This window comes from Streptomyces sp. EDA2-14 (genome assembly GCF_054963755.1).
This window is the reverse complement of sequence record NZ_JBUEGE010000010.1, coordinates 45,348-71,272: the sequence shown is the minus strand read 5'-3', so window position 1 is coordinate 71,272 and position 25,925 is coordinate 45,348. Positions and strand designations below refer to the sequence as shown.

22 protein-coding genes are annotated in these 25,925 nt (G+C 71.5%); 12 read left to right on the top strand and 10 right to left on the bottom strand.

Going from position 1 to position 25,925, the window contains the following annotated elements; all coding sequences use genetic code 11:
* The first annotated feature begins 3 nt into the window (after positions 1 to 3).
* The 4 genes from ACY34M_RS23620 to ACY34M_RS23605 all read left to right on the top strand — a co-directional run bounded on the left by ACY34M_RS23620 (position 4) and on the right by ACY34M_RS23605 (position 5,163).
* A complete protein-coding gene (locus ACY34M_RS23620) occupies positions 4 to 957 on the top strand; it encodes a carbohydrate ABC transporter permease (RefSeq protein WP_462720027.1) in 954 nt (317 codons plus the stop codon).
* 30 nt (positions 958 to 987) lie between these two features.
* Positions 988 to 1,863, top strand: a complete 876-nt coding sequence (locus tag ACY34M_RS23615) for a carbohydrate ABC transporter permease (protein ID WP_462720207.1) — start codon at positions 988 to 990, stop codon at positions 1,861 to 1,863.
* Between the two features lie 61 nt (positions 1,864 to 1,924).
* Positions 1,925 to 3,505 (top strand): glycoside hydrolase family 13 protein, encoded by a 1,581-nt coding sequence (locus tag ACY34M_RS23610; protein WP_462720206.1) that lies wholly within the window; start codon positions 1,925 to 1,927, stop codon positions 3,503 to 3,505.
* A 242-nt stretch (positions 3,506 to 3,747) separates the two neighbouring features.
* Positions 3,748 to 5,163 (top strand): PP2C family protein-serine/threonine phosphatase, encoded by a 1,416-nt coding sequence (locus ACY34M_RS23605; RefSeq protein ID WP_462720026.1) that lies wholly within the window; start codon positions 3,748 to 3,750, stop codon positions 5,161 to 5,163.
* Between the two features lie 65 nt (positions 5,164 to 5,228).
* Here ACY34M_RS23605 and ACY34M_RS23600 read toward each other — a convergent pair whose 3' ends face one another.
* Positions 5,229 to 6,728 (bottom strand): DNA-binding protein NsdB, encoded by a 1,500-nt coding sequence (locus ACY34M_RS23600; protein WP_462720025.1) that lies wholly within the window; start codon positions 6,726 to 6,728, stop codon positions 5,229 to 5,231.
* 234 nt (positions 6,729 to 6,962) lie between these two features.
* Here ACY34M_RS23600 and ACY34M_RS23595 point away from each other — a divergent pair, with 234 nt between their 5' ends.
* Positions 6,963 to 8,117: an aminoglycoside phosphotransferase family protein gene (locus ACY34M_RS23595; RefSeq protein ID WP_462720024.1), complete on the top strand. Its 1,155-nt coding sequence runs from the start codon at positions 6,963 to 6,965 to the stop codon at positions 8,115 to 8,117.
* 298 nt (positions 8,118 to 8,415) lie between these two features.
* Positions 8,416 to 10,380 (top strand): N-acetylmuramoyl-L-alanine amidase, encoded by a 1,965-nt coding sequence (locus ACY34M_RS23590; protein WP_462720205.1) that lies wholly within the window; start codon positions 8,416 to 8,418, stop codon positions 10,378 to 10,380.
* Between the two features lie 30 nt (positions 10,381 to 10,410).
* On the opposite strand, the gene ACY34M_RS23585 is transcribed toward ACY34M_RS23590, so the two are convergent.
* Positions 10,411 to 10,908 (bottom strand): hypothetical protein, encoded by a 498-nt coding sequence (locus ACY34M_RS23585; RefSeq protein WP_462720023.1) that lies wholly within the window; start codon positions 10,906 to 10,908, stop codon positions 10,411 to 10,413.
* Between the two features lie 100 nt (positions 10,909 to 11,008).
* Positions 11,009 to 13,891, bottom strand: coding sequence for an ATP-binding protein (locus tag ACY34M_RS23580; RefSeq protein WP_462720022.1), 2,883 nt, complete (start codon positions 13,889 to 13,891; stop codon positions 11,009 to 11,011).
* 165 nt (positions 13,892 to 14,056) lie between these two features.
* Between ACY34M_RS23580 and ACY34M_RS23575 the strand changes: the two genes are divergently transcribed.
* A complete protein-coding gene (locus ACY34M_RS23575) occupies positions 14,057 to 14,713 on the top strand; it encodes a pyridoxine/pyridoxamine 5'-phosphate oxidase (protein WP_462720021.1) in 657 nt (218 codons plus the stop codon).
* Entirely contained in the window at positions 14,710 to 15,432 is a 723-nt protein-coding gene (locus ACY34M_RS23570) for a leucine-rich repeat domain-containing protein (RefSeq protein WP_462720020.1), read from the top strand. Before ACY34M_RS23575 ends, ACY34M_RS23570 begins: the two co-directional genes overlap by 4 nt.
* Positions 15,433 to 15,451: 19 nt before the next feature.
* Here the strand turns inward: ACY34M_RS23570 and ACY34M_RS23565 are convergent, their stop codons facing one another.
* The 6 genes from ACY34M_RS23565 to ACY34M_RS23540 all read right to left on the bottom strand — a co-directional run bounded on the left by ACY34M_RS23565 (position 15,452) and on the right by ACY34M_RS23540 (position 20,889).
* Positions 15,452 to 16,357 carry a universal stress protein gene (locus ACY34M_RS23565; RefSeq protein WP_462720019.1) on the bottom strand — a complete coding sequence of 302 codons (906 nt, stop codon included), beginning with the start codon at positions 16,355 to 16,357 and terminating at the stop codon, positions 15,452 to 15,454.
* Positions 16,358 to 16,499: 142 nt separating this feature from the next.
* Positions 16,500 to 16,742 (bottom strand): DUF397 domain-containing protein, encoded by a 243-nt coding sequence (locus ACY34M_RS23560; protein WP_462720018.1) that lies wholly within the window; start codon positions 16,740 to 16,742, stop codon positions 16,500 to 16,502.
* 95 nt (positions 16,743 to 16,837) lie between these two features.
* Positions 16,838 to 18,004 (bottom strand): thiolase domain-containing protein, encoded by a 1,167-nt coding sequence (locus tag ACY34M_RS23555; RefSeq protein WP_462720204.1) that lies wholly within the window; start codon positions 18,002 to 18,004, stop codon positions 16,838 to 16,840.
* Between the two features lie 11 nt (positions 18,005 to 18,015).
* Positions 18,016 to 19,074, bottom strand: a complete 1,059-nt coding sequence (locus ACY34M_RS23550; protein WP_462720017.1) for a thiolase domain-containing protein — start codon at positions 19,072 to 19,074, stop codon at positions 18,016 to 18,018.
* Positions 19,074 to 20,036 carry a Zn-ribbon domain-containing OB-fold protein gene (locus ACY34M_RS23545; protein ID WP_462720016.1) on the bottom strand — a complete coding sequence of 321 codons (963 nt, stop codon included), beginning with the start codon at positions 20,034 to 20,036 and terminating at the stop codon, positions 19,074 to 19,076. The genes ACY34M_RS23550 and ACY34M_RS23545 overlap by 1 nt, the downstream gene beginning before the upstream one ends.
* 52 nt (positions 20,037 to 20,088) lie before the next feature.
* Positions 20,089 to 20,889: a crotonase/enoyl-CoA hydratase family protein gene (locus ACY34M_RS23540; protein WP_462720015.1), complete on the bottom strand. Its 801-nt coding sequence runs from the start codon at positions 20,887 to 20,889 to the stop codon at positions 20,089 to 20,091.
* A gap of 178 nt (positions 20,890 to 21,067) precedes the next feature.
* On the opposite strand from ACY34M_RS23540, the gene ACY34M_RS23535 reads away from it, so the two are divergent.
* Entirely contained in the window at positions 21,068 to 22,687 is a 1,620-nt protein-coding gene (locus ACY34M_RS23535) for an acyl-CoA synthetase (protein ID WP_462720014.1), read from the top strand.
* Positions 22,688 to 22,717: 30 nt separating this feature from the next.
* On the opposite strand, the gene ACY34M_RS23530 is transcribed toward ACY34M_RS23535, so the two are convergent.
* Entirely contained in the window at positions 22,718 to 23,107 is a 390-nt protein-coding gene (locus tag ACY34M_RS23530; RefSeq protein ID WP_462720013.1) for a VOC family protein, read from the bottom strand.
* A gap of 83 nt (positions 23,108 to 23,190) precedes the next feature.
* Here ACY34M_RS23530 and ACY34M_RS23525 point away from each other — a divergent pair, with 83 nt between their 5' ends.
* The 3 genes from ACY34M_RS23525 to ACY34M_RS23515 all read left to right on the top strand — a co-directional run bounded on the left by ACY34M_RS23525 (position 23,191) and on the right by ACY34M_RS23515 (position 25,891).
* Complete coding sequence (locus ACY34M_RS23525) at positions 23,191 to 23,982, top strand: GNAT family N-acetyltransferase (RefSeq protein ID WP_462720012.1); 792 nt, start codon at positions 23,191 to 23,193, stop codon at positions 23,980 to 23,982.
* Positions 23,983 to 24,101: 119 nt separating this feature from the next.
* Complete coding sequence (paaK, locus tag ACY34M_RS23520) at positions 24,102 to 25,403, top strand: phenylacetate--CoA ligase PaaK (protein ID WP_462720011.1); 1,302 nt, start codon at positions 24,102 to 24,104, stop codon at positions 25,401 to 25,403.
* Between the two features lie 92 nt (positions 25,404 to 25,495).
* Positions 25,496 to 25,891 (top strand): group I truncated hemoglobin, encoded by a 396-nt coding sequence (locus ACY34M_RS23515; RefSeq protein WP_462720010.1) that lies wholly within the window; start codon positions 25,496 to 25,498, stop codon positions 25,889 to 25,891.
* The last annotated feature ends 34 nt before the right edge of the window (positions 25,892 to 25,925 follow it).

Below are 25,925 nucleotides of genomic sequence, written 5' to 3'. Positions count from 1 at the left end.
ACCATGTCGGCCCCGACGCTGCCCGCGAAGCCCCGGCAGTCCGCACCACCCGCACGCAACAGCCAACTCGCCTCGTCCAACGGCTCGTTGGTGCGCGCCGTGAAACGCCATCTCGCCGCCCACGGCTTCCTGATCGGCGCGGTGCTCTGCTTCTCCTTCTTCTCCTGGTATCCGATGGTCAGGGAGTTCCTCCTGGCCTTCCAGAAGACGAAGGACGGGCGCACCACCTGGGCCGGCTGGTCCAATCTCACGTACGTCTTCAACGACCCGGCCTTCTGGCAGGCCTGGCGCAACACGCTCCTGTTCACCGCCCTGGCCCTGGTGCTCGGGTTCGCCGTCCCGTTCCTCGTGGCGGTCCTGCTCAACGAGTTCCGGCACGGCCAGGGCTACTTGAGGCTGCTCGTCTATCTTCCGGTGATGCTGCCGCCGGTCGCCTCCGTCCTGCTGTTCAAGTACTTCTACGACCCCGGATACGGCCTCTTCAACCGCGTCCTCGGCGTCTTCGGGATACCGGAGCAGCAGTGGCTGCAGTCCACCGACACCGCGATGCTGTCCGTGGTCGTCGCGGCGACGTGGATGAACATGGGCGGCGCGACGCTCATCTACCTGGCGTCGCTCCAGGGCATTCCCGGCGAGCTGTACGAGGCCGCCGAACTGGACGGCGCCGGGCTGTGGCGCAAGATCTGGCACGTGACGATCCCGCAGACGCGGCTGATCCTCTCCCTGATGTTCCTGATGCAGATCATCGCGACGATGCAGGTCTTCACGGAGCCGTTCCTGCTGACGAACGGGGCGGGCCCGGAGGGCTCCACGACGACCGTCGTCTACCTGATCTACCAGTACGCCTTCAACTTCAACAACTACGGCGGCGCGGCGGCCCTCGGCCTCGTCCTGCTCGTCCTGCTCGCGGCGTTCTCCGCCGTGTACGTACGGCTGAGCCGCGCATCGGACGACTGAGGAGAGAGCGAACCCATGGCCACCGACACGATGCGCCCCCGCACCCTGATCTCCCCCGCCCAGCTCGGCAGGCGGCGCGGAAAGATCCTCTACTGGACCGTCTTCGGCCTCACCACGGCCCTGTTCACACTGGTCTTCCTCGGCCCGCTGTACTGGATGGTGACCGGCGGCCTCAAGACCACGGCGGAGATCGTGCAGTCCCCGCCCACCCTGGTGCCCGACAGCGTGCACCCGGAGAACTACCGGTCGGCCTGGCAGGTCATGGACCTGGCCAGACTGCTGGTCAACACCCTGTACTACGCGTTCGGCGCGCTCGCCTTCCAGCTCGTCCTCGACGTCGCCGCCGCGTACTCCCTGTCCAAGCTCCGCCCGCTGTTCGGCAACGTCGTGCTCGGCATGATGCTGGCGACGCTGATGATCCCGGCGACGGTGCTCGTCGTCCCGCAGTACCTGACGGTCCTCGACGTGCCGATCTTCGAGCGCAATCTGCTCAACAGCCCCTGGGCGATCTGGCTGCCGTCCGTCACGAACGCGTTCAACATCTTCCTGCTCAAGCGGTTCTTCGACTCGATCCCGCAGGAGCTGCTCGACGCGGCGTCCATCGACGGCGCCTCGTCCCTGCGCACGCTGCGCTCGGTGGTGCTGCCGATCTCCCGGCCGATCCTCGGCGTCGTCTCCATCTTCGCGGTGGTCGGCGTGTGGAAGGACTTCCTCTGGCCGATGCTGACGCTGCCCGATCCGGCGAAGCAGACACTGAACGTCGGCATCTACTCGCTGTCCAACGGCGTCCCGCAGAACCAGCTGATCGCCGCGCTCGCCATCGCGTCCGTGCCGACGCTGATCCTCTTCCTGCTCTTCCAGCGGAACATCATGAGCGGACTGACCGCCGGCGGCCTCAAGGGCTGAGCCCGTACCGCTCCTGACACCCCACACCCTTGCGAACCTTGCGCGAAAGGAACCCTTCGTGGTGGCCGACGACTGGTGGCGCAGTGCTGCCATCTACCAGGTGTACGTCCGCAGTTTCGCCGACGGCGACGGCGACGGCACCGGCGACCTGTCCGGTGTCCGGGCCCGGCTGCCGTATCTGGCCCGGCTCGGCGTGGACGCCATCTGGTTCACCCCGTGGTACCGCTCGCCGCTCGCGGACGGTGGCTACGACGTGGCCGACTACCGGGCGATCGACCCCGCGTTCGGCACCCTCGCCGAGGCCGAGAAGCTGATCGCGGAGGCGCGGGACCTCGGCATCCGCGTGATCGTCGACATCGTGCCGAACCATGTGTCCGACCGGCACGCGTGGTTCAGGGCCGCGTTGGCGGCGGGGCCCGGCAGCCCGGAGCGCGAGCTGTTCCACTTCAGGCCGGGACGCGGCGCGCACGGCGAGCTGCCACCGAACAACTGGCCGTCCCAGTTCGCGGGCGCCACCTGGACGCGGGTGCCGGACGGCGAGTGGTACCTGCACCTGTTCACCCCGGAGCAGCCGGACCTCAACTGGGCGCATCCGGCGGTGCGCCAGGAGCACGAGGACGTGCTGCGCTTCTGGTTCGAGCGGGGCGCGGCCGGCGTGCGCGTGGACTCGGCGGCCCTGCTCGCCAAGGACCCGTCGCTGGCCGACGCGGCCCGCGACGACACCAGCGGCTACGTCGACCGCGACGAGCTCCACGACGTCTACCGCTCCTGGCGCGCCGTCGCCAACGACTACGACGGCGTCCTGATCGGCGAGCTGTGGGTCCCCGATCCGGAGCGCTTCGCCCGCTACCTGCGCCCCGACGAGTTGCACACGGCCTTCAACTTCGACTTCCTGACCCGCCCCTGGGACGCCGCCGAGCTGCGCGCGTCCATCGACCGCACGCTCGCCTACCACGCGCCTGTGGGGGCGCCCGCGACCTGGGTGCTGTGCAACCACGACGTGACCCGCACGGTCACCCGCTACGGCCGCGCCGACACCCGCTTCGACTTCGCCACGAAACGCTTCGGCACCCCGAGCGACCTGGCGCTCGGCCTGCGCAGGGCGCGCGCGGCGGCGCTGCTCTCGCTCGCCCTGCCCGGCTCCGTGTACCTGTACCAGGGCGAGGAGTTGGGGCTTCCGGAGGTGGAGGTCGACCGCGCGCACATCCAGGACCCGATGCACGCCCGCTCGGGCGGTGTCGACCCCGGTCGCGACGGCTGCCGGGTGCCGCTGCCGTGGACCGCGCACGGTGCGACCCACGGATTCGGGGAGGCGGGCGTGGCCTGGCTGCCGCAACCGCCGGACTGGGGTACGTACGCCGCCGAGGTCCAGGAGGACGATCTGGGCTCGATGCTCTCGCTGTACCGGGGCGCACTGCACCTGCGGGCATGCCAACCGGGCTTTCGTGGCGACGAGTTGACGTGGCTGACGACTCCCGAGGGGGTACTCGCGTTCGCTCGCGGGCACGGCCTCGTGTGCGTCGTGAACCTCGGCGCGGAGCCCGTGCGTCTACCGCCGCACCAATCGGTGCTGCTGACCAGCGACTCCCTGGACTACGACGGGAGCCTGCCGCGCGACACGGCGGCCTGGCTGCGTACGTAGGTACAACTACGACGTTCGACGGGGCGTGCGCCACCGGACGTATGAGCGTGGCATACGCCCCACCCGACCATCCGTTCGACAGAACGCCCCGAAAGAGTCCCCCAAGAGGACAAGGGCATATGCCATGGGCACCACCGCATCGTGTATGGCCAAACACCTTACGAGCCAACGCGGCCTGTGCCAGAGTCTGTAGCGGTCCTTCCGTCAGCCCTGGCCACCCGTGCCCGCATCGGAGTTTCCTCATGCCGCCCCATGCCTTCGCGGACCGCCCCGCCGGTCAACCGCCTGAGCGTGGCACGGTCGAAGCGCTGATCTCGCAGACGCGCCGCCTGCTCGGCGACGTCTACGCGGTGCGCCGCGAATCCGTGCTGCCGGACGAGACCGACCCCGAGTCCCGCTGGCAGCGCGCCCTGTACGAACTGGCGGTGCACCAACTCAGCGATCTCGACCGGCATCTGGCCCAGCTGCGGGAGGGCCCGGGCCCCCTGACGGGACTGCCGCCCCAGCGGCTCGCCGCGCCGCCGCAGACCGGTTCGCTGCTGAGCCGGGTGGGCAGCGCCGAATGGAACCTGCTGACCGACGAGGTCACCTGGTCCGACGAGCTCTACCAGATCCTCGGCAGGGACGCGGACGCGCCCGCGCTGACCCTCGACGAACTGCCCGCCCTCGTCCACCCCGACGACCAGCCGAAGCTCACCGCGATGGTCACCGACTGCCTGATCGACGGCAAGCCGATCGACGGGGAGTTCCGCGTCGTGCGCCCGGACGGCCCGGTGCGCACCGTGCACATGATGGGCGAGCCCGTGCTCGACGCCGACGGCGCGACCGCCTCGATGTGGGCGGTCGTCCGCGACGTCAGCGAGCTGCGCCGCAGCCAACGCGCGGTGAGCGAGACCCGTGACTCGCTCCAGCGCCAGCGGCACATCGCGCAGACCGAGCACCGGCTCGCGGTCGAGCTGCAGGAAGCCGTGCTGCCGCCGTGGCCTGGCTCCCTGCGGCTCCCGCGCAGCGACCCCGGCGGCCTCGAACTCGCCGCGCAGTACTTCCCCGCCTCCGTCGGCAATCTCGTCGGCGGCGACTGGTACGACGCGCTCGAACTGCCGGGCGGTCGAACCCTGCTGACCGTCGGCGACCTCACGGGGCACGGCGTAGCCGTCACCTCCGGCATGGCGATGCTGCTCGGCGCCGTCCGCGGCATGGCGATGCGCGACACCGCGCCCGGCGAGCTGCTCGGCTCCCTCAACCACCTCCTCGACTCGACCGTCCAACCAGCGCTCGGCAGCGCCCTGTGCTGCCGGTACGACCCGGCGGCCCGCACGCTGGCGTGGGCGCAGGCGGGACACCCCGCTCCCCTGCTGTTCCGCGACGGGGCGGGGCGTGCGCTCACGCCACCCGACGGCGTCCTCCTGGGCGCCACGTCCGGCGCCGTCTACGGGCAGGCCGAAGAGCCGCTGCGCGCCGGGGACCTGCTGGTCCTGCACACGGACGGACTGGTGCCACGGCGTGGCTCGACCGCGTCCACGGGCCGGCTGCTCGCACTGGCGGAGCCGCTGGCCGCGGCACGTGACGCGCAGGAGTGCGTGCGTGTGCTCCAGGACGAGTTCGGTCACCGCGAGCGCGAGGACGACGCCTGTGTTCTCGTCGCGAGGATCGGCTGAGGATCGGTTCCTGACCGCTCCGCACGAGTACCCGTTGCCTACTGCTGCTTACCGCTCGGCACGCCTCACGTCTGCATCCGCTTGCCCGTCGCCCTCGGCAGCGCCAGCTTGATCTCCTGACGCAGGTCGTCGATCTTCGGGTAGTCCGCGTAGTGACCGGTCAGCCGGTACATCTCGCGCAACCGGTCCCAGGTGCGGTGCGAGGAGTTGGAGCCCATCGAGTTGAGCGCCAACCGCGCGTAGCGGTCCGCCTGTTCGGGGTCGTCGGCGATGAAGCAGGCCGAGGCCATCGACAGGTGGTCGAAGATCTTCGACCGGTCCCTGCCGCCCGCACGCAGCGCCAGGGCCTCCTGGGCGTGCCGCTGCGCGATGACGGCGGCGGCCGGCTCGTGCTCGGCGAGTGTGCGGTAGGCGAGGGCCTGCATGCCGTGCAGGTCCGCCTCGTCGAACATCTGCATCCAGGACGGCGGTGGCACATCGGCCTTGTCGGAGACGAACAGCTCCTCCGCCTGGCCGAGGGTGCGGCGCATCGCCTGGCCCTTGCCCAGGGACGCCTGAGCCCAGGCCTCGATGGTGTAGAGCATCGCCTTCGTGCGCGGAAGCACCTGGTCGCCGGAGCCGGACTTGGCGAGCTTCATCAGGTCGAGCGCCTCGTCGGCCGCGCCCAGGTGGATCTTCTGGCGGGCGGCCCGCGACAGGGCCTCACCCGCTCTCGGCCGGTCGCCGCCCTCACGCGCGGCGTGCGCGGCGATGACGAAGTACTTCTGCGCCGTGGGTTCCAGGCCGACGTCGTGGGACATCCAGCCCGCGAGGACGGCGAGGTTGGCGGCGACGCCCCACAGGCGCCGCTGCAGATGGTCGGGGTGGCGGTAGGAGAGCATTCCGCCGACTTCGTTGAGCTGACCCACGACCGCCTTGCGCTGCAACCCGCCGCCGCGGGATGCGTCCCAGGCCCGGAACACCTCGACAGAGCGCTCGAGTTCCTCGATTTCCTGCGACCCGATGGGGGCCGCCTCGTATCGGTCGAACCCGGCCGCGTCGGCGTGGGCCGGAGAGTTCAGCGGATCGTCGGTCCTGGGGGCATCGGCCACGAGGGCCGGGTCGGTGTGGAGCCAGTCGTGCATGGCGCTGCTGAGTGCGGAGCCTGCGGCGAGCGCGGCACCCGCGCCCACCAAGCCGCGTCGGTTGAGCATGAGGTCCATTCCCGTGAATTCGGTGAGGACCGCCGCTGTCCGCTCGGGCGCCCACGGCACACCGTCGGGGCCCTGTTCCTCCAGGCCGCCGCCCTGCCGTTTCCCTACACGCCCGTGTCGGACGAGACCGAGGTCCTCGATGGTCACGACACGGCCGAGTCGCTCGGTGAACAGCGCCGCCAGCACCCGGGGCACCGGATCGCGCGGGATCTCTCCCATGTCGATCCAACGCCGCACCCGCGAGGTGTCGGTCGCCAGCTGGGCGTGGCCCATGGCCGCCGCCTGCCGGTTGACCAGTCTCGCGAGTTCGCCCTTGGACCAGCCGGCCAGGCCGAACAGGTCGCTCAGGCGGGTGTTGGGTTGTGCGTTCACGTAAGCCCCCAGGTTCTCGGCTGAAATTGACAGTAGCCCTCTGTCAGTTGCAGGGCGACTATTCGCCAGGGTTCGCCAGGGTGCGCCAGCTGTTGTGCTCATGGACGCCTGGTGTCAGGTAGGAGTGCGCCACCCCGACCCGGTCGCATCAGGGCATTCCCCAGGGTGTACCGAATCGGCCGGGCCGGGCCGGCGCAGGCAACTCACTGGCACACGAAGGGATCTGTTTCGCCCATGTACGCAGCATCGTCCTCCGTGTCCGCCCCGCCCCGGCCGCTGCGCCCCGCCCGTCCGGTGGTCGGCGGAAGCGGCCCGTACCTCGACCCCGCACGGCCCGCGGCCGGGACGCTGAACGGCATCGCCCGGCCCCGTCGCGCCCCGGGGCTCGGCACGCAACCGCTCAGCGGGAGACTCGACTTGTCCGGCCCTCAGGGCGCGCAGCTGCGCACGGCCATCGCGTCGGTGCACCGGATCTGCCCGGAGTTCCACCCGGTGCAGGTACTGCGCCGTTCTCCGCGCTCCGTGCTCCTCGTCGGTACGACAGGGCGCAGCACCGCCGTAGCGAAGTGTTTACTGGATCACGCGCCGGCCCACGCCGCGCGGATCCGGCAGGAGATAGCCGCATACCGTTCGTTCGTCCGACACCGGCCCCCGGTGCGGGTGCCCCGGCTCATCGCCGCGGACCCCGACAACGGCACGCTGGTGATCGAGCGGATGCCCGGCCGGGTGGCGGCCCTGCAGCGCCACCCGGCCGAGGCTCCACCGCGGGCGGACGTGCGGGCCGCGCTCGGCGCGATCTGTCGGCTGAACCAGTGGCGGCCCCCGGCGGGCACCTTCGACGCGCCGCTGGACTACGCGGCCCGGATCAACCGCTTCCACGAGCTGGGACTGCTCACCGACCGGGACATGGGAGACCTGCAGAAGCTGCTGCACGGGATCGCGCACACCGCGGGCCGCGGCGGCATGGGCCAGTTCTGCCACGGCGACGCCCTGCTGTCGAACGTACTCCTTGCGCCCACCGGGCCGGTGCTCGTGGACTGGGAGCACGCGGGCTGGTACCTGCCGGGCTACGACCTGGCGACGCTCTGGTCGGTGCTCGGTGACGCCCCGGTGGCGCGGCGCCAGATCAGCCAGCTCGCGCAGTCCGGCGGTCCCGCGGCGCGCGACGCGTTCCTGGTAAACCTGATGCTCGTCCTGACGCGGGAGATCCGCACCTACGAAACGGCCGTGCAGCGTTCCCTGCACGAACAGACCCCGGCAGCACCGTCAGCTCAGGCCCACCCCGGTGCTGCGCCGTCCGGCGAGGAGCAGCGGCTGTTGCTGCGCCGTCTGCACGACGACTGCAATATGGCTCGCAAGGCGGTGCGTGCGGCAGTCGGCACTCGCTGACGGGGACGGAGATCCGCGGGGCGCCCGGAAGGAACGGGGCGCACCGCGGATCTTCGTATGCGGGCCCTCATTGGTTCACACCACTGACGCACCGCAGGCGGTCGCACTACCGGCGGCGAAATCTCCGCACACGCCTGTTGACTTGGGAAATCCAGGGGAATCAACCCTGCGCGGCGCATGATTGACGGATCGTCGGCGAGCCGATACCACTGACCCACCATCGGCCCGCAGGTACCGCGCTCTCACTCGTTCCCAGTGCTCCCTGGAGGCACCTTTGCACCGGTCGACCCGTTCCCTCATTGGCAGACGTCACAGGCGCGCCCTCGGCGCACGGGCGGCCGGTGGCACGGTCGCGGTGGCGGCGCTCCTCGTGCCGCTGCTCGGCGCGGCCCCGCCGGAGGCCTCGTCCGGGCCCTCTTCGGGCCGGCTTCAGCAAGCGTTCGCCGCGGCGGCGGCCGAGTACAAGGTGCCGCAGAGCGTGCTGCTCGGTGTGTCGTACCTGCAGTCGCGGTGGGACGCGCACGACGGGGCGCCGAGCGTCACTGGCGGCTACGGCCCCATGCATCTGACGGACGCGAGCGCCGCGCTGCGCGACGCGGTGCGGCACAGTGAAGCGGAGGGCGACGCGCGCGGCGACGACTCGCGGGCCCCGCTGAAGGCCTCGAAGGCCGTACCGAAGGCCGGCGAACTCCCGGCGCGACTGCGGACGTTGCCGCGCGCCGCGCAGCTCACCGGGCTTTCGGCCGAGCAGTTGCGCGCCGACCCGGCGGCGAACGTGCGTGGCGGCGCCGCCCTCCTCGCGGCCGCCCAGAAGAAGCTCGGCAGGCCGCTCAGCGACCGGCCCGCCGACTGGTACGCGGCGGTCGGGACGTTCTCCGGCGCGGACGACGCCGCGACGGCGGGCACGTACGCCAACGATGTCTTCGCGGTGATCCGCGACGGCGAGCGCCGCACCACGGACGCCGGCCAGAAGGTCACCCTCCGCGCCCGGCCCGACGCCGAACCGCAGGCCGCGCAGATCGAGAAGACGGGCCTGCGCAAGGCGGACGCGTCCGGGGCCGAGTGCCCGAAGACGGTGTCGTGCGAGTGGATCCCGGCGCCGTACGAGGAGTTCGGCGACGGCGACTACGGCAATCACGATCTCGCGGACCGCCCGAAGGACCAGAGCATCGACTACATCGTCGTCCACGACACGGAGGCGACGTGGGAGCAGACGCTCAAGCTGGTCCAGGACAAGACGTATCTGGCGTGGCACTACTCGCTGCGCTCGACGGACGGCCACATCGTGCAGTCCATCAAGAACAAGGACGTCGGCTGGCACGCGGGCAACTGGTACGTCAACGCGAAGTCGATCGGCCTGGAGCACGAGGGTTTCCTCGCGCAGCCGGACTCCTGGTACACGGAGGAGATGTACCGCTCGTCGGCGCGCCTGGTGAAGTACCTCTCCAAGAAGTACGGCATCCCGCTGGACCGGCAGCACATCCTGGGGCACGACACGGTGCCGGGCACGACGGCGTCGACCATCAAGTCGATGCACACGGACCCGGGCCCGTACTGGGACTGGTCGCACTACTTCGCCCTGATGGGCAAGCCGTTCCACCAGACGGCGGGGCCGAACGGCGGGCTCGTGACCGTCGCGCCCCAATTCGCTTCGAACCAGCCGACGTTCACGGGTTGCGAGAAGGCGGGCGTGGCCTGTGCGCCGCACGGTTCGAGCGCGGTGCGCCTGTACTCGGAGCCGAGTGAGGACGCCCCGCTGATCAAGGACATCGGGCTGCGCCCCAACGGCGATCCCTCGACGATCGACGTCAACGACATGGCGTCACGGGTGTCCGCCGGCCAGCAGTACGCGGTCGCGGGCCGCGAGGGCGACTGGACGGCTATCTGGTACCTGGGCCAGAAGGCCTGGTTCAAGAACCCGTCCGCACAGCCGACCGCCCTGCCGGCCAAGGGACTTGTGGTGACGCCGAAGCCGGGCGCGAGCGACGTCCCGGTGTACGGGCGGGCCTACCCGGAGAAGGAGGCCTACCCGTCGGGCATCACGCCGCAGGCGATCTCACCGCTGCCGTACAAGCTGCTGGCGGGCCAGCGCTACGCGACGGGCGGGGCGACCACGGGCGAGTACTTCTACTCCCCCACCTTCGACACCTCGACGCACAAGGTGGTCAAGGGCAAGGACGTGTACTACGAGATCCAGTTCGGACACCGCGTCGCGTACGTGCGGGCGGCGGATGTGATGGTGCAGCCGTCCACGGTGTCGTAGGAACCGGCGCGGCCTGATGCGTCGCGCTGCTCAGCCCTGCTGGAACAGCTCCGCGGGCAGCGGCTTGAGCAGCGCGTACAGGTCGTCCGTGATCGGGCGGTCCCAGGACGCGATGGTCACGAGCACGTTGTCGCTGCGGTCGAACTGCACGCAGGAGATCCGCGTCTCGGAGAGCTTCAGGCGGCGCACCACCAGGAGGTTGTCGCCCTGCATCACCGGGACGTCCTCCACGTCGGTGACGGTGACTTCCTCGTCGTTCTCGAGGGCGAGCAGGAGCTGCGCCACTTCGAAGGGGATCTCGCCGTCGCCGACCTCGCGGGCCGGGGAGCCCTCGGGCAGATTGCCGATGACCATCGCGGGGCCGCGGCCGCCGAACAGGTCGTAGCGCAGGAAGACACCCTGGCAGGTTCCGTCGGGGGCGGGCAGCAGACCGGCGCCCAGGTTGCCCGGCCAGTCGCCCGGATCCATGGCCAGGACGTCGAAGTCGGGACCCGCGGGGGTCGCTGCGCGGCGGCGGAGGAAGGACATGCGCCAATGGTACGTCGACGTTGAGCCACTGCCCGCGTCGGGTCGGTCACGGCTGTGGGCAGTCGTCCCGCGGAACGGAACGCCTGACCACAGCAGTGGCCTACTCCCCCAGGGCCGTCGCAAGCCCCTGCGGGTTCGTGCCCAGTTTCCGGTACGCGGCCGAAAGCAGCCGTACGGTCGTCGGCTCGTCCAGGTGAAGCTGCGCGGCGACCTCCGACGGACAGGAGCCGCGCGCAGCGCACCGCGCCGCCGCCCGCTCCCGCGCGGTCAGCGTGTCCGTGACGGCGCTGTGCAGCGGCCGCGGGCGCAGTCCCGCCGCGGCCAGCTCGTCGCGGGCGCGCTGGGCGAGGCCGTCGGCGCCGCAGCCGACCGCCGTGTCGAGGCCCCGGTAGAGGTGGTCGGCGGCCTCGTCGGCGCGACCGGCCCCGCGCAGTTCCGCGCCGAGGGCGACGAGCGAGCTGGCCAGTTCGTAGCCGGCGGGTGAGCGCTCCAGGTGGGCGACGGACTCCTCCAGGAGCTTGGCGCGCTCGCTGCCCGCGGAGACCTCGGCCACCGTGCGCAGGGCCTGGCCCACGGCGGACGGCGCCCCGTAGTGCCGGGCCCGCTCGACGGCGTCCTCGGCGAGGGCCCGGGCCCGCTCGGGGGCGTCGGGCGATTCGGCGCGGGCGAGGTGCAGCTGCCAGGGGCACCAGGCGGGGTTGCGCATGCCGCGCGGGTCGAGTCTGCGGCCCGCCGCGGCGAGCTCCTCGGCGGCGTCCTCGGTCCGGCCGAGCGCGAGGAGCAGTTCGCCGTACACGGTCTGTGCGTCGGGGAAGACGACGGCGGCGGGGAACGGCGGCCCGAAGGCGTTCGCGTCCGCCACCTCCTTGGCCTCGGCGGCCCGCCCGCGCGCGAGCAGCACTTCGACGAGGGTGCCGACGGCGTACCAGTGGGCGGGGGTGCCGGGGCCGACGCGCCGGGCCAGGCGCAGGCCCGCGCGGACGAAGTCCTCGGCCTCGGCGAGCCGGCCGCGCCGGTAGCGGACGTAGCCGAGGAGCGTGTACGCGAAGGACAGGTGGGCGCCGCGCCAGCCCGCCTGCTCGAAGTCGGCGATGCCCTCCACGAACAGTTCCTCGGTGCGGCCGGGTCGGTCGGCGTAGAGGAAGGCCATCGCGACGAGGACGGGGACCTCGAAGCCGCGGTCCTCGTCCGCGGCCCAGCGCAGTCCGCCGGCGAGGGCACGCTCGGCGTACTGGATCACCGAGTCGGCGGGCTCGCCGCGCAGGGTGGCGTCCCAGGTGCGCAGGCCGATGAGGTAGCGCTCGGTGAGGTCGCGTCCGGTGAGTCGGTCGGCGAGTTTGGCGAGGCGCCGGGAGCGGGCCGGGGAGTCGGGTTCGTCGGCGCGGAAGGCGTCCCACATGAACTGTTCGGCCTGCATGCGCAGGCGTACGCGCGGGTCGTCGGTGACGCGGATCTCGCGGGCGAGGGTCTCGGAGGCCTCGGCCAGGCGGTCGGTGTGGGCGAGGACTTGGGAGAGGCGGTAGACGATGCCGTGGCGCAGGGCGGGGTCGGTGATGGGTTCTTCGAGGGCGGCGCGCAGGTGGTTGACGGTGGTGGCGGGTTCGGTGAGCAGGGAGGCGCTGCCGAGTTCGTAGAGGACGGCGGCGCGGTCGTCGAAGGCCGGGGGTTCGCGCAGTGCGCGGGCGAGGTAGCGGCGGGCGGCGTCCGGGGCGCCGGTGCGGACGGTCTCGCAGGCGGCGGCGCGCAGCTGGCGCACGACCCACGGGTCGCCTTCGGGGTGGGTCTCCAGGAGGTGCCGGGCGGCGGCGCAGGGGCCGAGTCCCGCGTCGAGGACGGCCTGGGCGGCCTGTCCGTGCAGGGCGACGCGGACTCCGCCGGGGATGGCGCGGTAGACGGCGGTGGCGATCAGCGGGTGGACGAATTCGAGGGGTTCCACGCCGGTGAGGACGCGGGCCATCCGGAGCCGGTCCGTGGCGTCGGCCGCGTCCTCGGGGCCGAGCCCGGCGACGTTCGCGGCGAGTTCGGGCACGATCTCGGTGCCGAGGACGGCGCAGGCCCAGGCGAAGCGGACGGTGGCGGCGCCGAGGCGTTCGATGCGGGCGACGAGGCCGCTGCCCTTGGCAGCCGCGGCGAGGTCGCGCAGCAGGTGGGCGCCGTTCTCGGTGGGGACGAGGCCGCGGTCGCGGACCTTCGCGGTCAGCTCGACCGCCTCGAAGGGGTTGCCCGCGGTGACGGCCCAGCACTCGCGGCAGAACGCGTCGTCGGCGTGGCCGCCGAGGGTCTCCCGGACGAGTCCCGCGATGGCGGAGGCGCTGAGCGGTTCGAGTCCGAGGGCGCGGCGGCCGGACCGGCCCGGCAGTCCGCGCAGGGCTTCGGCGTGGTCGGGGAGTTCTTCGGGGCGGTAGGCGACGACGAGCAGGAGGGGCAGTTCCTCGGCGCGTGGGGCGAACGCGGCGAGCCAGCTCAGGGACTCGGGGTCGGCCCAGTGGGCGTCGTCGAGGACGAGGACCATGGGGGCCTGTTGTACGGCGAGGTGGGTGAGCACCCAGTCGAGTCCGTCGCGCAGGCCCTGTGGGTCGGGCGGCGCGCCGTCGGTGGGGGCGCAGAGGCCGAGGGCGGGGCCGACGATGGTGTACCAACTGCCGAGCGTGGCGCGGAGGTCCGCGGCGGAGCCGCCCGCGAGGCGTGGTTGGAGGAGCTGGCGTGCGACGTGGAAGGCGACGCCCTGCTCCTGGTCGCCGCCGCGTGCGTAGAGGACGGTACAGCCCTTGGCGGCGGCCCTGCGGCGCACCTCGGAAAGGAGCGTGGTCTTGCCGAGTCCTGCGGTCGCGGCGACGGCGAGCAGCGCCCCGTGCGGCCGGTCCGGGGGGTCTCCTCCGCCCCGCGGCAGCCCGGCCAGCTCGTCCAGCACCACGTCCACGGCGGCGAGTTCGCTGTCCCGCTCGAACAGCGTCCGCCGGCCCCGGCCATCGCTTCGCACCATGGCGCACCCCCACCCGCGGCACGGTCGCGCACCGCGACTTCCAGGCACCTCAGCGTACGCCCGGGCGCCTGAACCGGAGTGTGATGCGACATTCTCCGTACGAAGTCCGGCGCAGCCAGGGTCCGTTAATGTACGGGGCCGGGAACAGACGTACGAAAGGGCACCATGGACGATCTGCGTCAGCTGTTGCGCGGTCTCGAGGTCTTCTCCGGCGAGTTGCCGACGTTCGATCCGGCCGCGACGCCGGACACTCCCCGGGAGCTGTTCGCCGACTGGCTGCTCGGGGCGCTGGCCGCCGGAGTGCGGGAGCCGCACGCGATGACGCTCTCCACGGCGGGCGCGGACGGCGATCCGCAGGCCCGGACCCTGATCCTCAAGGCGGTGACGGACACCGGCTGGCAGTTCGCGTCGGACGGCGGCAGCGTCAAGGCACACGATCTGGCCGTGCGCCCCTACGCGGCGCTCACGTTCTACTGGTCACCCCTGGCGCGCCAGGTACGGGTGCGCGGGCCCGTCGTCCGGGAATCGGCGGAGGCCTGCGCGGCCGACTTCCGGGCCCGCGGGGCGGCGGCCAGGGCGGAGGCCCTGCTCGGCCGCCAGTCGCGCCCACTGTCGAGTCTCGCCGAACGCGACGCCGCGGTGACGGCCGCGCAGGACCGGCTCGCGGAGGATCCCGACGCGGTGGCGCCCGGCTGGACCCTGCACACGGTGCGCGCGGAGTCCGTGGAGTTCTGGCAGGGCGACAAGAACCGCCGCCACACCCGCCTCGCGTATTTGCACGACGACACCGACGGGTGGCGCAAACAGTTGCTGTGGCCATGATCGGGCCGGTGCTCGACTACTGGCGGGCCGGTCTGGACGCCGTGCCGGAGGAGGTGTGGCGGCGCCCCGACCTTCAGGTGCTGCTGCTCGCCGACAACCGGCTCACGCGCCTCCCCGAGCGCATCGGCACACTGACCGGCCTGCACACCCTGGATCTCGGGCACAACCGGCTGACCACCGTCCCGGCGGAGCTGGGCTGTCTCACGGGCCTGACGCGTTTCCTGTATCTGCACGACAACCGGCTCACCGCACTGCCGGAATCGCTCGGCCGTCTCGACCGGCTCGCGTATCTGAATGTGGGCGAGAACCGGCTGGCGGCGCTGCACTCGACGCTCGGGACGATGACCGGGCTCGTGGAGCTGCGCGCGCAGCACAACCGCCTCACCGAGCTGCCGGACGGGATCGGCGGGCTCACCGCGCTGCGGGAGCTGTGGCTGCGGGGCAATCGGCTCTCCGCGCTGCCCGCGTCCGTCGGGGAGCTGGCGGAGCTGAGGGAGGTGGAGCTGCGGGAGAACGCGTTCGACGCCGTGCCCGGCGCGCTGCGCGGGCTGCCGCGCCTGCGCCGCATCGACCTGCGGGCCAATCGGCTGCGGGAGGTTCCGCAGTGGCTCGCGGAGCTGCCCTGCCTGGAGAAGCTCGATCTGCGCTGGAACGCCGTGCGCCTTCCGCCCGGCCTGCTCGACGAGCTGGCCGGGCGGGGGTGTGTCGTCCTGCGCTGAAGCCGTTTTTGTGGAGGGGTCAGTCGGCCTCGGGCGGGACCACCGCGACCGGGCTCGCCGCGTGGAGCAGAGCGGCGTGGGTGACCGAGCCGAGCATGGGGGCGGGGCGGGTCAGGCGGCGGCGGTGGCGGCCGACGACGAGGAGCTCCGCGTCCCGCGAGTTCTCGACGAGACTGCCCGCCGCGTCCCCCGGAACCACCAAAACCTCAACCTCAACTTTAGGGTTAGATTCGCGCAGATCGGCGAGAGTCTCGTCGGCCACTCGAAGCGTGTCGTGCTCGGCCGCCTGCTGGTCGAGGGCGCTCGGCGTGAAGTCCCCGTACGCCGTCCAGGCCAGGACCGGCCACGGATAGGCGGCGACGACCTGCACCCGCGCACCCGACCGCGCCGCGTGGTCGAACGCGTAGGCCAGCGTCGCGTGGTCCGGCTCCTCCGCCTTCAGTCCGACCACGACGCGCGGTCCCGGTTCCGCGACCTTGTCGCCGTGCACCTCGCGCCCCGGCGGCGGTACGACGACGACCGGGCAGGCCGCGTCGCGCGCCGCCGCCACACTGTTCGAGCCGAGCAGCAGACCGGCGAAGCCGCCGCGCCCGCGCGAGCCGAGGACGAGCAGCTGGGCCTCGCCGCTCATCTCGGACAGCACCACGGCCGGCAGGCCGACCCGGCTGATGAACTCGAGCGGCGGCAGCCCCTCGCGGCTCTCCAGGTCCTTGCGCAGCTCCGCGAGGTACGCGTCGTTCTCCGGCTCCTCGGGGCCCGCCACGAGCACCTCGGCCTGGAGGAACGGCGCGTACTGCCGTACGTGCACGACGCGCAGCTCGGCGCCGCGTCGGGTGGCCTCGGCGAGCGCCCATTCCAGGGCCCGGAGGCTGTCGTCGGATCCGTCCACCGCGGCGAGGACGGGCAAGTGGTGCGGGCTTGGCATGATCTCTTCGCCTCCGACACTGGGCGCGTCGCCGCGCCCTCATTGACCGGCTGTTCCTGTGGCCAGGCTCGCAAATGCCGAGGCCACAGGACAGGGCCGTTGGTCCTGTGTCGGAAACCGGACCAAATGAACCGCGCGGCGACTACGTGAGGTCGAACTCGCCCTCGCGGGCGCCGCTCACGAACGCCCCCCACTCGGCCGGTGTGAAGATCAGGGACGGGCTCTCGGGTCGTCCGCCGTTGCGCATCGCGATGAAGCCCTCGACGAAGGCGATCTGGACATCGCCCTGGCCCCCGCTGCTGGACCGCCAATCCGCCTTGCTGAGGTCCAGGTCCGGCTTCTCCCACCCCATGAGCGGGTACTGGTCGATGGTGCTCTCGGCCACGTCCGTGCTCCTCCCGGTTCGTCGTCCGTGCGTCAGCCTAGCGATCGGTGCGTGCTGCGCACAGGCCGCGAAGGGCGGTGTTGGTCAACGCGCGTTCATCGGCCGGGCGGTTCGGAGCCGACGAGCCACATGGAGAAGAACTGCGAGCCGCCGCCGTAGGCGTGTCCGAGGACCTTCCGCGCGCCGTCGACCTGGTGTTCCCCGGCCTGACCGCGCACCTGGAGAGCGGCCTCGGCGAAGCGGATCATGCCGGAGGCGCCGATGGGATTGGTCGACAGGACGCCGCCCGACATGTTGACGGGGAGGTCACCGTCGAGCTCCGTGACACCCGATTCGGTGAGCTTCCAGCCCTCGCCCTCGTCCGCGAACCCGAGGTTCTCCAGCCACATCGGCTCGTACCAGGAGAACGGCACGTACATCTCGACGGCGTCGATCTCGCGGCGCGGGTCGGCGATCCCGGCCTGCCGGTACACGTCGGCGGCGCAGTCCTTGCCGGCCTGCGGGGACACGAAGTCCTTGCCCGCGTGGAGGGTGGGTTCGCTGCGCATGGCGCCGCCGTGCATCCAGGCGGGCGGCTTCGGCGAGCGCTCCGCCCCCGCGCGGTCGGTGAGGATCATCGCGCAGGCGCCGTCGGAGGACGGGCAGGTCTCGGAGTAGCGGATGGGGTCCCAGAGCATCGGTGCCGCCTGGACCTTCTCCAGGGTGATGTCGTGCTCGTGGAGGTGGGCGTAGGGGTTCTTCAGGGCGTTGCGCCGGTCCTTGTAGGCGACAAGGGAGCCCACGGAGTCGGGGGCGCCGGTGCGCCGCATGTACGCGCGCACGTGCGGGGCGAAGAATCCGCCCGCGCCGGCGAGCAGCGGCTGCTGGAACGGGATGGGCAGCGAGAGCCCCCACATCGCGTTGGATTCCGACTGCTTTTCGAAGGCGAGGGTGAGGACGGTGCCGTGGACGCGGCCCGCGACCAGGTTCGAGGCGACGAGCGCGGTCGAGCCGCCGACGGAGCCCGCGGTGTGCACGCGCAGCATCGGCTTGCCGACGGCGCCGAGCGCGTCGGCGAGGTACAGCTCCGGCATCATGACGCCCTCGAAGAAGTCGGGCGCCTTGCCGATGACGACGGCGTCGATGTCGGCCCAGGTCAACTCGGCGTCCTCAAGGGCGCGCCCGGCCGCCTCGCGGACGAGGCCCGCGATCGACACGTCGCGGCGGGCGGCGACGTGCTTGGTCTGCCCGATCCCGACGACCGCCACCGGCTCCTTGTTCACGGCCTTGCTCATCACTGGTCCTCCCCTTCGAGTACGACGACCAGGTTCTGCTGGAGGCAGGGCCCGGAGGTGGCGTGGGCGAGCGCGCGCCCGGAGTTCCCCGCGTGGATGCGGGCGGCGGCCTCGCCGATGCGGATGAGGCCCGCGGCCATCACCGGGTTGGCGGCGAGCGCGCCGCCGGACGGGTTGACGTCGACGTCGTCGCCGAGCTCGAGGGCCCGGCGCAGGACGACCTCCTGCGAGGTGAACGGGGCGTGCAACTCGGCGGTGTCCACGGGCCGTTCGAAGGCTCCGGCGTTCTTCGCGGCGAGCCGGGACGAGGGCGAGTCGGTGAGGTCGCGCACGCCGAGGCTGTGCGCCTCGATGCGGTGGTCGATGCCGCGGATCCAGGCGGGCCGCTCGCACAGCTCCCTGGCGCGGTCCCCCGCGGCGAGGATGACGGCGGCCGCCCCGTCCCCGATCGGCGGGCAGTCACCGGTGCGCAGCGGATTTACGACGTAATCGCCGTGGGGGACGTTCCCGCGCAACTGGGCGTGGGGATTGCCCGCCGCGGACTCCCTGCTGCGGGCGGCAACCCCGGCGAGCGCGGGCTCGTCGGTGTGGCCCTCGTCGATCAGCGCCTGCGCCTGGAGGGCGGCGAGCGCGACGGAGTCGGGCCACAGCGGGGCGACGTAGTACGGGTCGAGCTGGCGGGTGAGCACATCGCGTACGGAGCCGGGCGAGGACTTGCCGTACGAGTAGACGAGCGCGGTGTCGGCCTCGCCGGTCAGCAGCTTGGTCCAGGCCTCGTACAGCGCCCACGCGCCGTCCATCTCCACGTGCGACTCGGAGATCGGCGGCCAGGCGCCGACGCCGTCGAGCGCCATGGTGAACGAGAAGGCGCGCCCGGCGAGGTAGTCGCTCGATCCCGAGCAGGTGAACCCGATGTCGCTGGTCTTCAGTCCGGTGCTGGCGAGGACCTCGTGCAGGACGGGCATCAGCATCTCGACCTCCGACTGTTCGTCGGAGGTACGGGTGTGGTCGGTCTGCCCGAAGGCGACGACGGCGATGTCCCGGATCGGCGGCCGCATCAGATCAGCTCCCTGTAGGTGTCGTAATCGGCGTCGGGTTCGCCGGTGGGCCGGTAGTGGTCCGGGTAGCGCCCGCCCTCCGTCCACACCGGTTCGACCCGCAGTCCCATGCGCACCTGGTCGTACGGGATGCCGGCGATGCGGCCGTGCAGGGCGAGGTCGGCGCCGTCGAGGGCGATGTGGGCGTAGACGTACGGGACTTCGATGTCGAGGTTCTTCGCCTTGATGTTCACGATGCAGTACGTGGTGACGGTGCCGCCGGGGCCGACCTCGACCTGGTCGGTGGTGGCGACGCCGCAGGTCGGGCAGGCTCCGCGGGGCGGGATGTACACCTTGTGGCAGGAGGGGCAGCGCTCGCCGACCGTGCGGCGATCGGCGAGGGCGTTGATGTAGCGGGTCTGGGCGCCGCCGGGACTGTAGGTGTAGTCGAGGCGGGCCTCGGCGACGATGCCGGTGACGGGGTTCTCGAACTCGCCGCTGTGCGGGGCGACGTGGGACGGCGTGTCGGCACCGTCGTACGGTTCGAAGCAGGCGATGTCGGTGATGGCGCCCTCGCGCTCCTCGGCCCAGCGGACGCGGACGCGCTGTCCGGTGTGCACGGCGTCGGGGCCCGCGGCGTCGAGGGCGTGCAGCAGGGCGGTGTCGGCGCCGTCCAGCTTGACGAGGACCCAGGCGAAGGGGGTGTCGAGGGGCTGGCCGCGCCGGGGCTCGGGGTTCCAGGCCCAGGTGGTGACGGTGCCGGTGGCGCCGACCTCGACGAGGTCGCGGATCTCCTCGGCGGTCACGGGGTCGTACTCGACGGGCGGGACCAGCACCTTGCCGTCGCCGGTCTTCACCCCGAGGACGGTCCGGTCGCGCAGGCCGCTGAGGAAGGCGGACTGGACGGGTCCGAGGGAGCGGGTGAACGGGAACTCCACGACCAACGGTGCGCGCAGCACCTCGGGTTGGGCGGTGGATGTCATGAGGCCTCCTTGACGTGTGGGCGTACGGGACTGAGGGGCACGGCCGCGGGCCTCACTTCCGCCGGAAGTCGGCCGGGCGCTTCTCCGCGAACGCGCGGGCGCCTTCCTTCGCGTCGGCGGTGTCGAAGATGGGCCAGCCGCGCTTCAGCTCCGAGGCGAGGCCGTCGGTCTCGGTCATCTCGGCGGTCTCGTAGACGGAGGCCTTGACCGCCTCGACGGCCAACGGGCCGCAGGCGTTGATCTGTTCGGCGATCTCCAGGGCGGTGTCGAGGGCGGTGCCGTCGGGCACCACGCGGCCCACGAGTCCGATGGCCGCGGCCTCCGGTGCCGGGTAGGGGCGCCCGGTCAGCAGCATCTCCAGGGCGTGGGTGCGCGGCACCTGGCGGGGCAGCCGGACGGTCGAGCCGCCGATGGGGAAGAGCCCGCGCTTGACCTCGAAGAGCCCGAACGTGGCCGACTCCCCCGCCACCCGGATGTCCGTGCCCTGGAGGATCTCGGTGCCACCGGCGACGCAGTGCCCCTCGACGGCCGCGATGACGGGCTTTCGGGGCCGGTGGTGGCGGAGCATCGCCTTCCAGTGCAGGTCGGGGTCGGCCTTGAGCCGGTCCCTGTAGTGCTCGCCCTCCATCCCCTTGCCCGCGAGCGCCTTGAGGTCCATGCCGGCGCAGAAGGCGCCGCCCGCCCCGGTGAGCACGACGGAGCGGATCGCGTCGTCCGCGTCGGCCTCCAGCCATCCGTCGTAGAGGCCGACGAGCATCGGCAGGGACAGCGCGTTCTTGGCCTCGGGCCGGTTGAGCGTGAGTACGAGCGTGGCGCCCTCGCGGCGCACGTCGAGATGTTCGGTGCCACCCATGACGGGTCCTCCAGTCAGCCGCAGCCTCGGACCTGGAACAGGTTGCAGTAGGGCACGTGCCAGTTCAAGAGTTTTCTGACACCCAGTCAGATTTCTTGTGCGGAGCCCCTTCCCCCTTACTGCCCGTTCTGTTCTTATGACGGCCACGAGAGTTGCGGCCTGGATCAGGAGGAGCGCGGTGGAGTACAACCTTGCCGACCTGTTCGAGTCGGTCGTCGACGTGGTCCCCGACCGCGAGGCGCTCGTCTACGTGGATCACCCCGGTACGGGCGCGGAGCGCCGGCTCACGTACGCACAGCTGGACGCGGCGGCCAACCGCGTCGCGCACCATCTGATCACCGCCGGGCTGCGCCCCGGTGAGCACCTGGGCCTGCATCTCTACAACGGCATCGAGTACCTGCAGACGGCCCTCGGCTGCCTCAAGGCGCGCGTCGTCCCGGTGAACGTGAACTACCGCTACGTAGAGGAGGAGTTGGTCTACCTCTACCAGGACGCGGACCTCGCGGCGCTCGTCTTCGACGCCGAGTTCACCCCGCGGGTCGCGGCGGCGCTGCCGCGCGCCGAGAAGCTGCGCCACCTGGTGCGCGTGGGCGCCCCCGAGGCGGACGCGCCGCCGCTGAAGGCGGTGGACTTCGAGGAGGCGACGGCGCAGTCCTCCCCGGAGCGCGGGTTCGCGCCGCGCTCGCCCGACGACCAGTTCATCATCTACACCGGTGGCACGACGGGTATGCCCAAGGGCGTGATGTGGCGTCAGGAAGACCTGTTCTTCGCGGGGTTGGGCGGCGGGGCGCCCACCGGTGAGCCGGTGTCACGGCCGCAGGAGCTGGCCGAGCGGGTCGCGGCGGGCGGCGACGGCATCACGTTCTTCCCCACTCCCCCGCTGATGCACGGCACGTCGACGCTCACGGCGTTCATCGGCTTCAACTTCGGGCAGCGCGTGGTCATCCACCGCAAGTTCGCGCCGGAGGAGGTGCTGCGCACCATCGAGAAGGAGAAGGTGACGAGCATGTCCCTGGTGGGCGACGCGATGCTGCGCCCGCTCATCGATGCGCTCAAGGGCCCCCTGAAGGGCACGGACTGCTCCTCGATGTTCAGCGTCTCGTCCTCGGGCGCGATCATGTCGGACACGGTGCGCGCCCAGTTCCAGGAGCTGGTGCCGAACACCATGCTGCTGAACAACTTCGGCTCCTCCGAGTCCGGCTTCAACGGCACCGCGACGGCCGGATCGGGCGCGGGCGCCGGCTTCCACGTGCAGGTGAACTCCCGTACGCAGGTGGTGGATCCGCTGACGTACGAGCCGGTCGCGGTCGGCGAGGTCGGGCGGATCGCGCAGCGCGGCCACGTACCGCTGGGCTACTACAACGACCCGGCGAAAACCGCGGAGACGTTCTTCCAGAAGGGCGACGAGCGGTGGGTGCTGCTCGGCGACATGGCGACGGTCGACGCCGACGGCATCGTCACCGTCCTCGGTCGCGGCTCGCAGTGCATCAACACGGGCGGCGAGAAGGTGTACCCGGAGGAGGTCGAGCAGGCCCTCAAGTCGCACCCCGACATCTACGACGCGCTCGTGGCGGGCGTGCCGGACGAGAAGTGGGGCAACCACGTGGCGGCGGTGGTCCAGCTCATGGACGGGGCGGACACGCTGACGCTGGACACCGTGCAGGCCCACTGCCGCTCCCACCTGGCCGGCTACAAGATTCCCCGGCAGCTGGTCGTCACGGACCGGATCCAGCGCTCGCCGAGCGGCAAGGCGGACTACCGGTGGGCGCGGCAGGTGGCGGCGGAGGGCGACGCGTAGGCCCCTCCGCCGGGCCACCTCCGACGGGGCTCAGTCGAGACAGAACTCGTTGCCCTCGACGTCCTGCATCGTGATGCAGGACTCGTTCTCCTCGTCGGCGTACTGCGTGTACAGGTGCGTTGCACCAAGTGCGACCAGTCGCGCGCACTCGGCCTCGAGGGTGGCGAGCCGCTCATCGCCCACGAGGCCGCTGCCCGCCCGTACGTCGATGTGCACCCGGTTCTTGACGGACTTCCCCTCGGGGACCGTCTGGAAGAACAGGCGGGGCCCCTCCCCCGTGGGATCCGCGGCGGCGGACCAGGATGCGTCCTCGTCGGCCCCGGGCGGCATGACGTAGCCGAGCACCTCGCACCAGAACCGGGCGACCCGGACGGGCTCCGCGCAGTCGAAGGTGATCTGAACCTTCTTGATCGTTGTCATCGGCGCACCCTAGCAAGGGTGTTCCCTTCCACGGTCGGGTTTTTTCGGTTGCCGGGCCCCTGCCCCGGTGCTGGAGTGACCGGATGGATCAAGCGGCGGTGTGGGAGCTGTTCGACCGGGAGCTGAGGCGCGAGGCCCGCCCGGACGAGGCGGGGGCGCGGGTCGAGCGGGACGGCGCCGTCGTGCGGCACGTCGGCCCGGCGGCGGGGTGGAACGGGGTGCTGTGGTCGGACCTCGACGAGCGCGGAGCGGACGCGGCGATCGCCGCGCAGGTGCGGTTCTTCGGCGGGGCGGGCCGGAGCTTCGAGTGGAAGACGTACTCCCACGACCGGCCCAGCGACCTGCCCGACCGGCTGACGGCCGCCGGGTTCGTGGCGGAGGAGACGGAGACGCTGTTGGTCGCGGAGATCGCCGCGCTGCCCGTCGACGCGGAGCCCCCGGCGGGCATCCGGCTGCTTCCCGTCACCGAGGACGCGCACGTGGAACTGGTGGAGCGGGTGCACGAGCAGGCCTTCGACACCGGCCGCCCCGCCGTCATCGGCCACCTGCTCCGGGCCGAGCTGGCCCGGGATCCGGCCACGGTCCCCGCGGTGGTGGCGCTGCACCGCGACGAGCCGGTGAGCGCCGCCCGCCTGGAGCTGCATCCGGGGACGGCCTTCGCGAGCCTGTGGGGCGGCGGCACCGTGCCCGCGTGGCGCGGCCGCGGCATCTACCGCTCGCTCGTCGCCTTCCGGGTCCGCATCGCCGCCGCGCACGGATTCGCGTACGTCCAGGTGGACGCGTCGCCGCACAGCCGGCCGATCCTGGAACGCCTGGGGTTCGTCGCGCTCGGGACCACTACGCCGTTCGTCTGGAAGCCCCCGGCCTCCCGCTGACGGCGGCCCCGATCGCAGACCGGCACGTCGCACGTCTTGACGACCACGGCACCTCCTTGACTTACTGATCCACAGCAGGGCAACCGAATGATCGGTCGGGAGTTTCGGGAGTGCGTGCGATGGCGTCGATGGAGACGGACTGGCTGGACGAGGGCGAGCGGCTGGGCGCGGACGAACTGCGCGCGCTGCAACTGGAGCGGCTGCGCGGCACGCTGCACCGGGTCTACGAGCGGGTGCCCTTCTACCGCGAGGCGTTCGACAAGGCGGGCGTGCGGCCCGAGGACTGCCGCACGCTTGCCGACCTGGGACGTTTCCCGTTCACGACCAAGGCGGACCTGCGGGACAACTACCCCTTCGGGCTGTTCGCCGTGGAGCAGTCCGAGGTGCGCCGGCTGCACGCGTCGAGCGGCACGACGGGCCTGCCCACGGTCGTCGGCTACACCGACGCCGATCTGTCGATGTGGTCGGACATGGTGGCGCGGGCGATCCGCGCGGCGGGCGGCAGGCCGGGGCACAAGATCCATGTGGCGTACGGGTACGGCCTGTTCACCGGTGGGCTCGGCGCGCACTACGGGGCGGAGCGGCTCGGGTGCACGGTCATTCCGGCGTCCGGCGGCATGACGTCGCGCCAGGTGCGGCTGATCCTGGACCTGAAGCCCGAGATCATCATGGTGACACCCTCGTACATGCTCACGCTCCTCGACGAGTTCGAGCGGCAGGGCGTCGATCCGCGCACCACCTCGCTGAAGGTCGGCATCTTCGGCGCCGAGCCGTGGACCGAGGAGATGCGGCGCGAGATCGAGGAGCGGGCGGGGATCGACGCGGTCGACATCTACGGCCTGTCGGAGGTCATGGGGCCCGGCGTCGCCCAGGAGTGCGTCGAGACCAAGGACGGGCTGCACATCTGGGAGGACCAGTTCTATCCGGAAGTCGTCGACCCGATCACGGGTGAGGTGCTACCGGAGGGCGAGCCCGGCGAGCTGGTCTTCACCTCGCTGACGAAGCAGGCGATGCCCGTGGTCCGGTACCGGACGCGGGACCTGACGCGGCTGCTCCCGGGGACGGCGCGGCCCGCCTTCCGGCGCATGGAGAAGATCACCGGGCGCAGCGACGACATGGTGATCCTGCGGGGAGTGAACCTGTTCCCGACGCAGGTCGAGGAGATCGTGCTGCGCACGCCCGGCGTCGCACCGCACTTCCAGCTCCGCCTCACCCGCGAGGGCCGGATGGACGCGCTCACCGTGCGGGCCGAGGCCCGGCCGGACGCGACACCGCAGGAGCGGGAGACGGCGGCGCGCGCCATCGCGGCCGGGATGAAGGACGGGGTGGGGGTGACGGTGGCCGTGGAGGTCGTCGAACCGGAATCCCTGGAGCGGTCGGTGGGCAAGATCAAACGCATCGTGGACGAGCGGAAACGCTGAACCAGCCCTACAGCAGTCGCCGTACACAGGTTCACACGCATGTTTGTGCGGTCTTCATGACCCACCGCCCACCGACCCTTACGCTCTGTCACATGACTCACATCGCACTCAACCCGCTCGCAGACAGGGTCAGTCCGAACCTCTTCGATCGTCTGGGCGGAGCCGACACCGTCCGAGCCGTCGTCGAGCTGCTCTACGAGAAGATCCTTGCCGACGCAGACCTGACGCACTACTTCACCGACATCGACCTCGACAGGCTGAAGGAGCACCAACGCATCTTCGTGGGCCAGGCGTTGGGTTCCACCGAGATATACCCCGGCCGTGTCATGGTCTACGCGCACGCCGGACTCGGCATCACGGACGCGGCCTTCACCCGCGTCGTCGAGCACCTCGAAGCCTCGCTCGCCGAGTTCGGCGTCGACAAGGAGATCATCGGCACGGTCTCGGAGACCTTGTGCCCCCTGCGGAAGGACATCGTCACCGCTTGATCGCGGGGGTGCGGATCGGTGGCGCACCGCCACC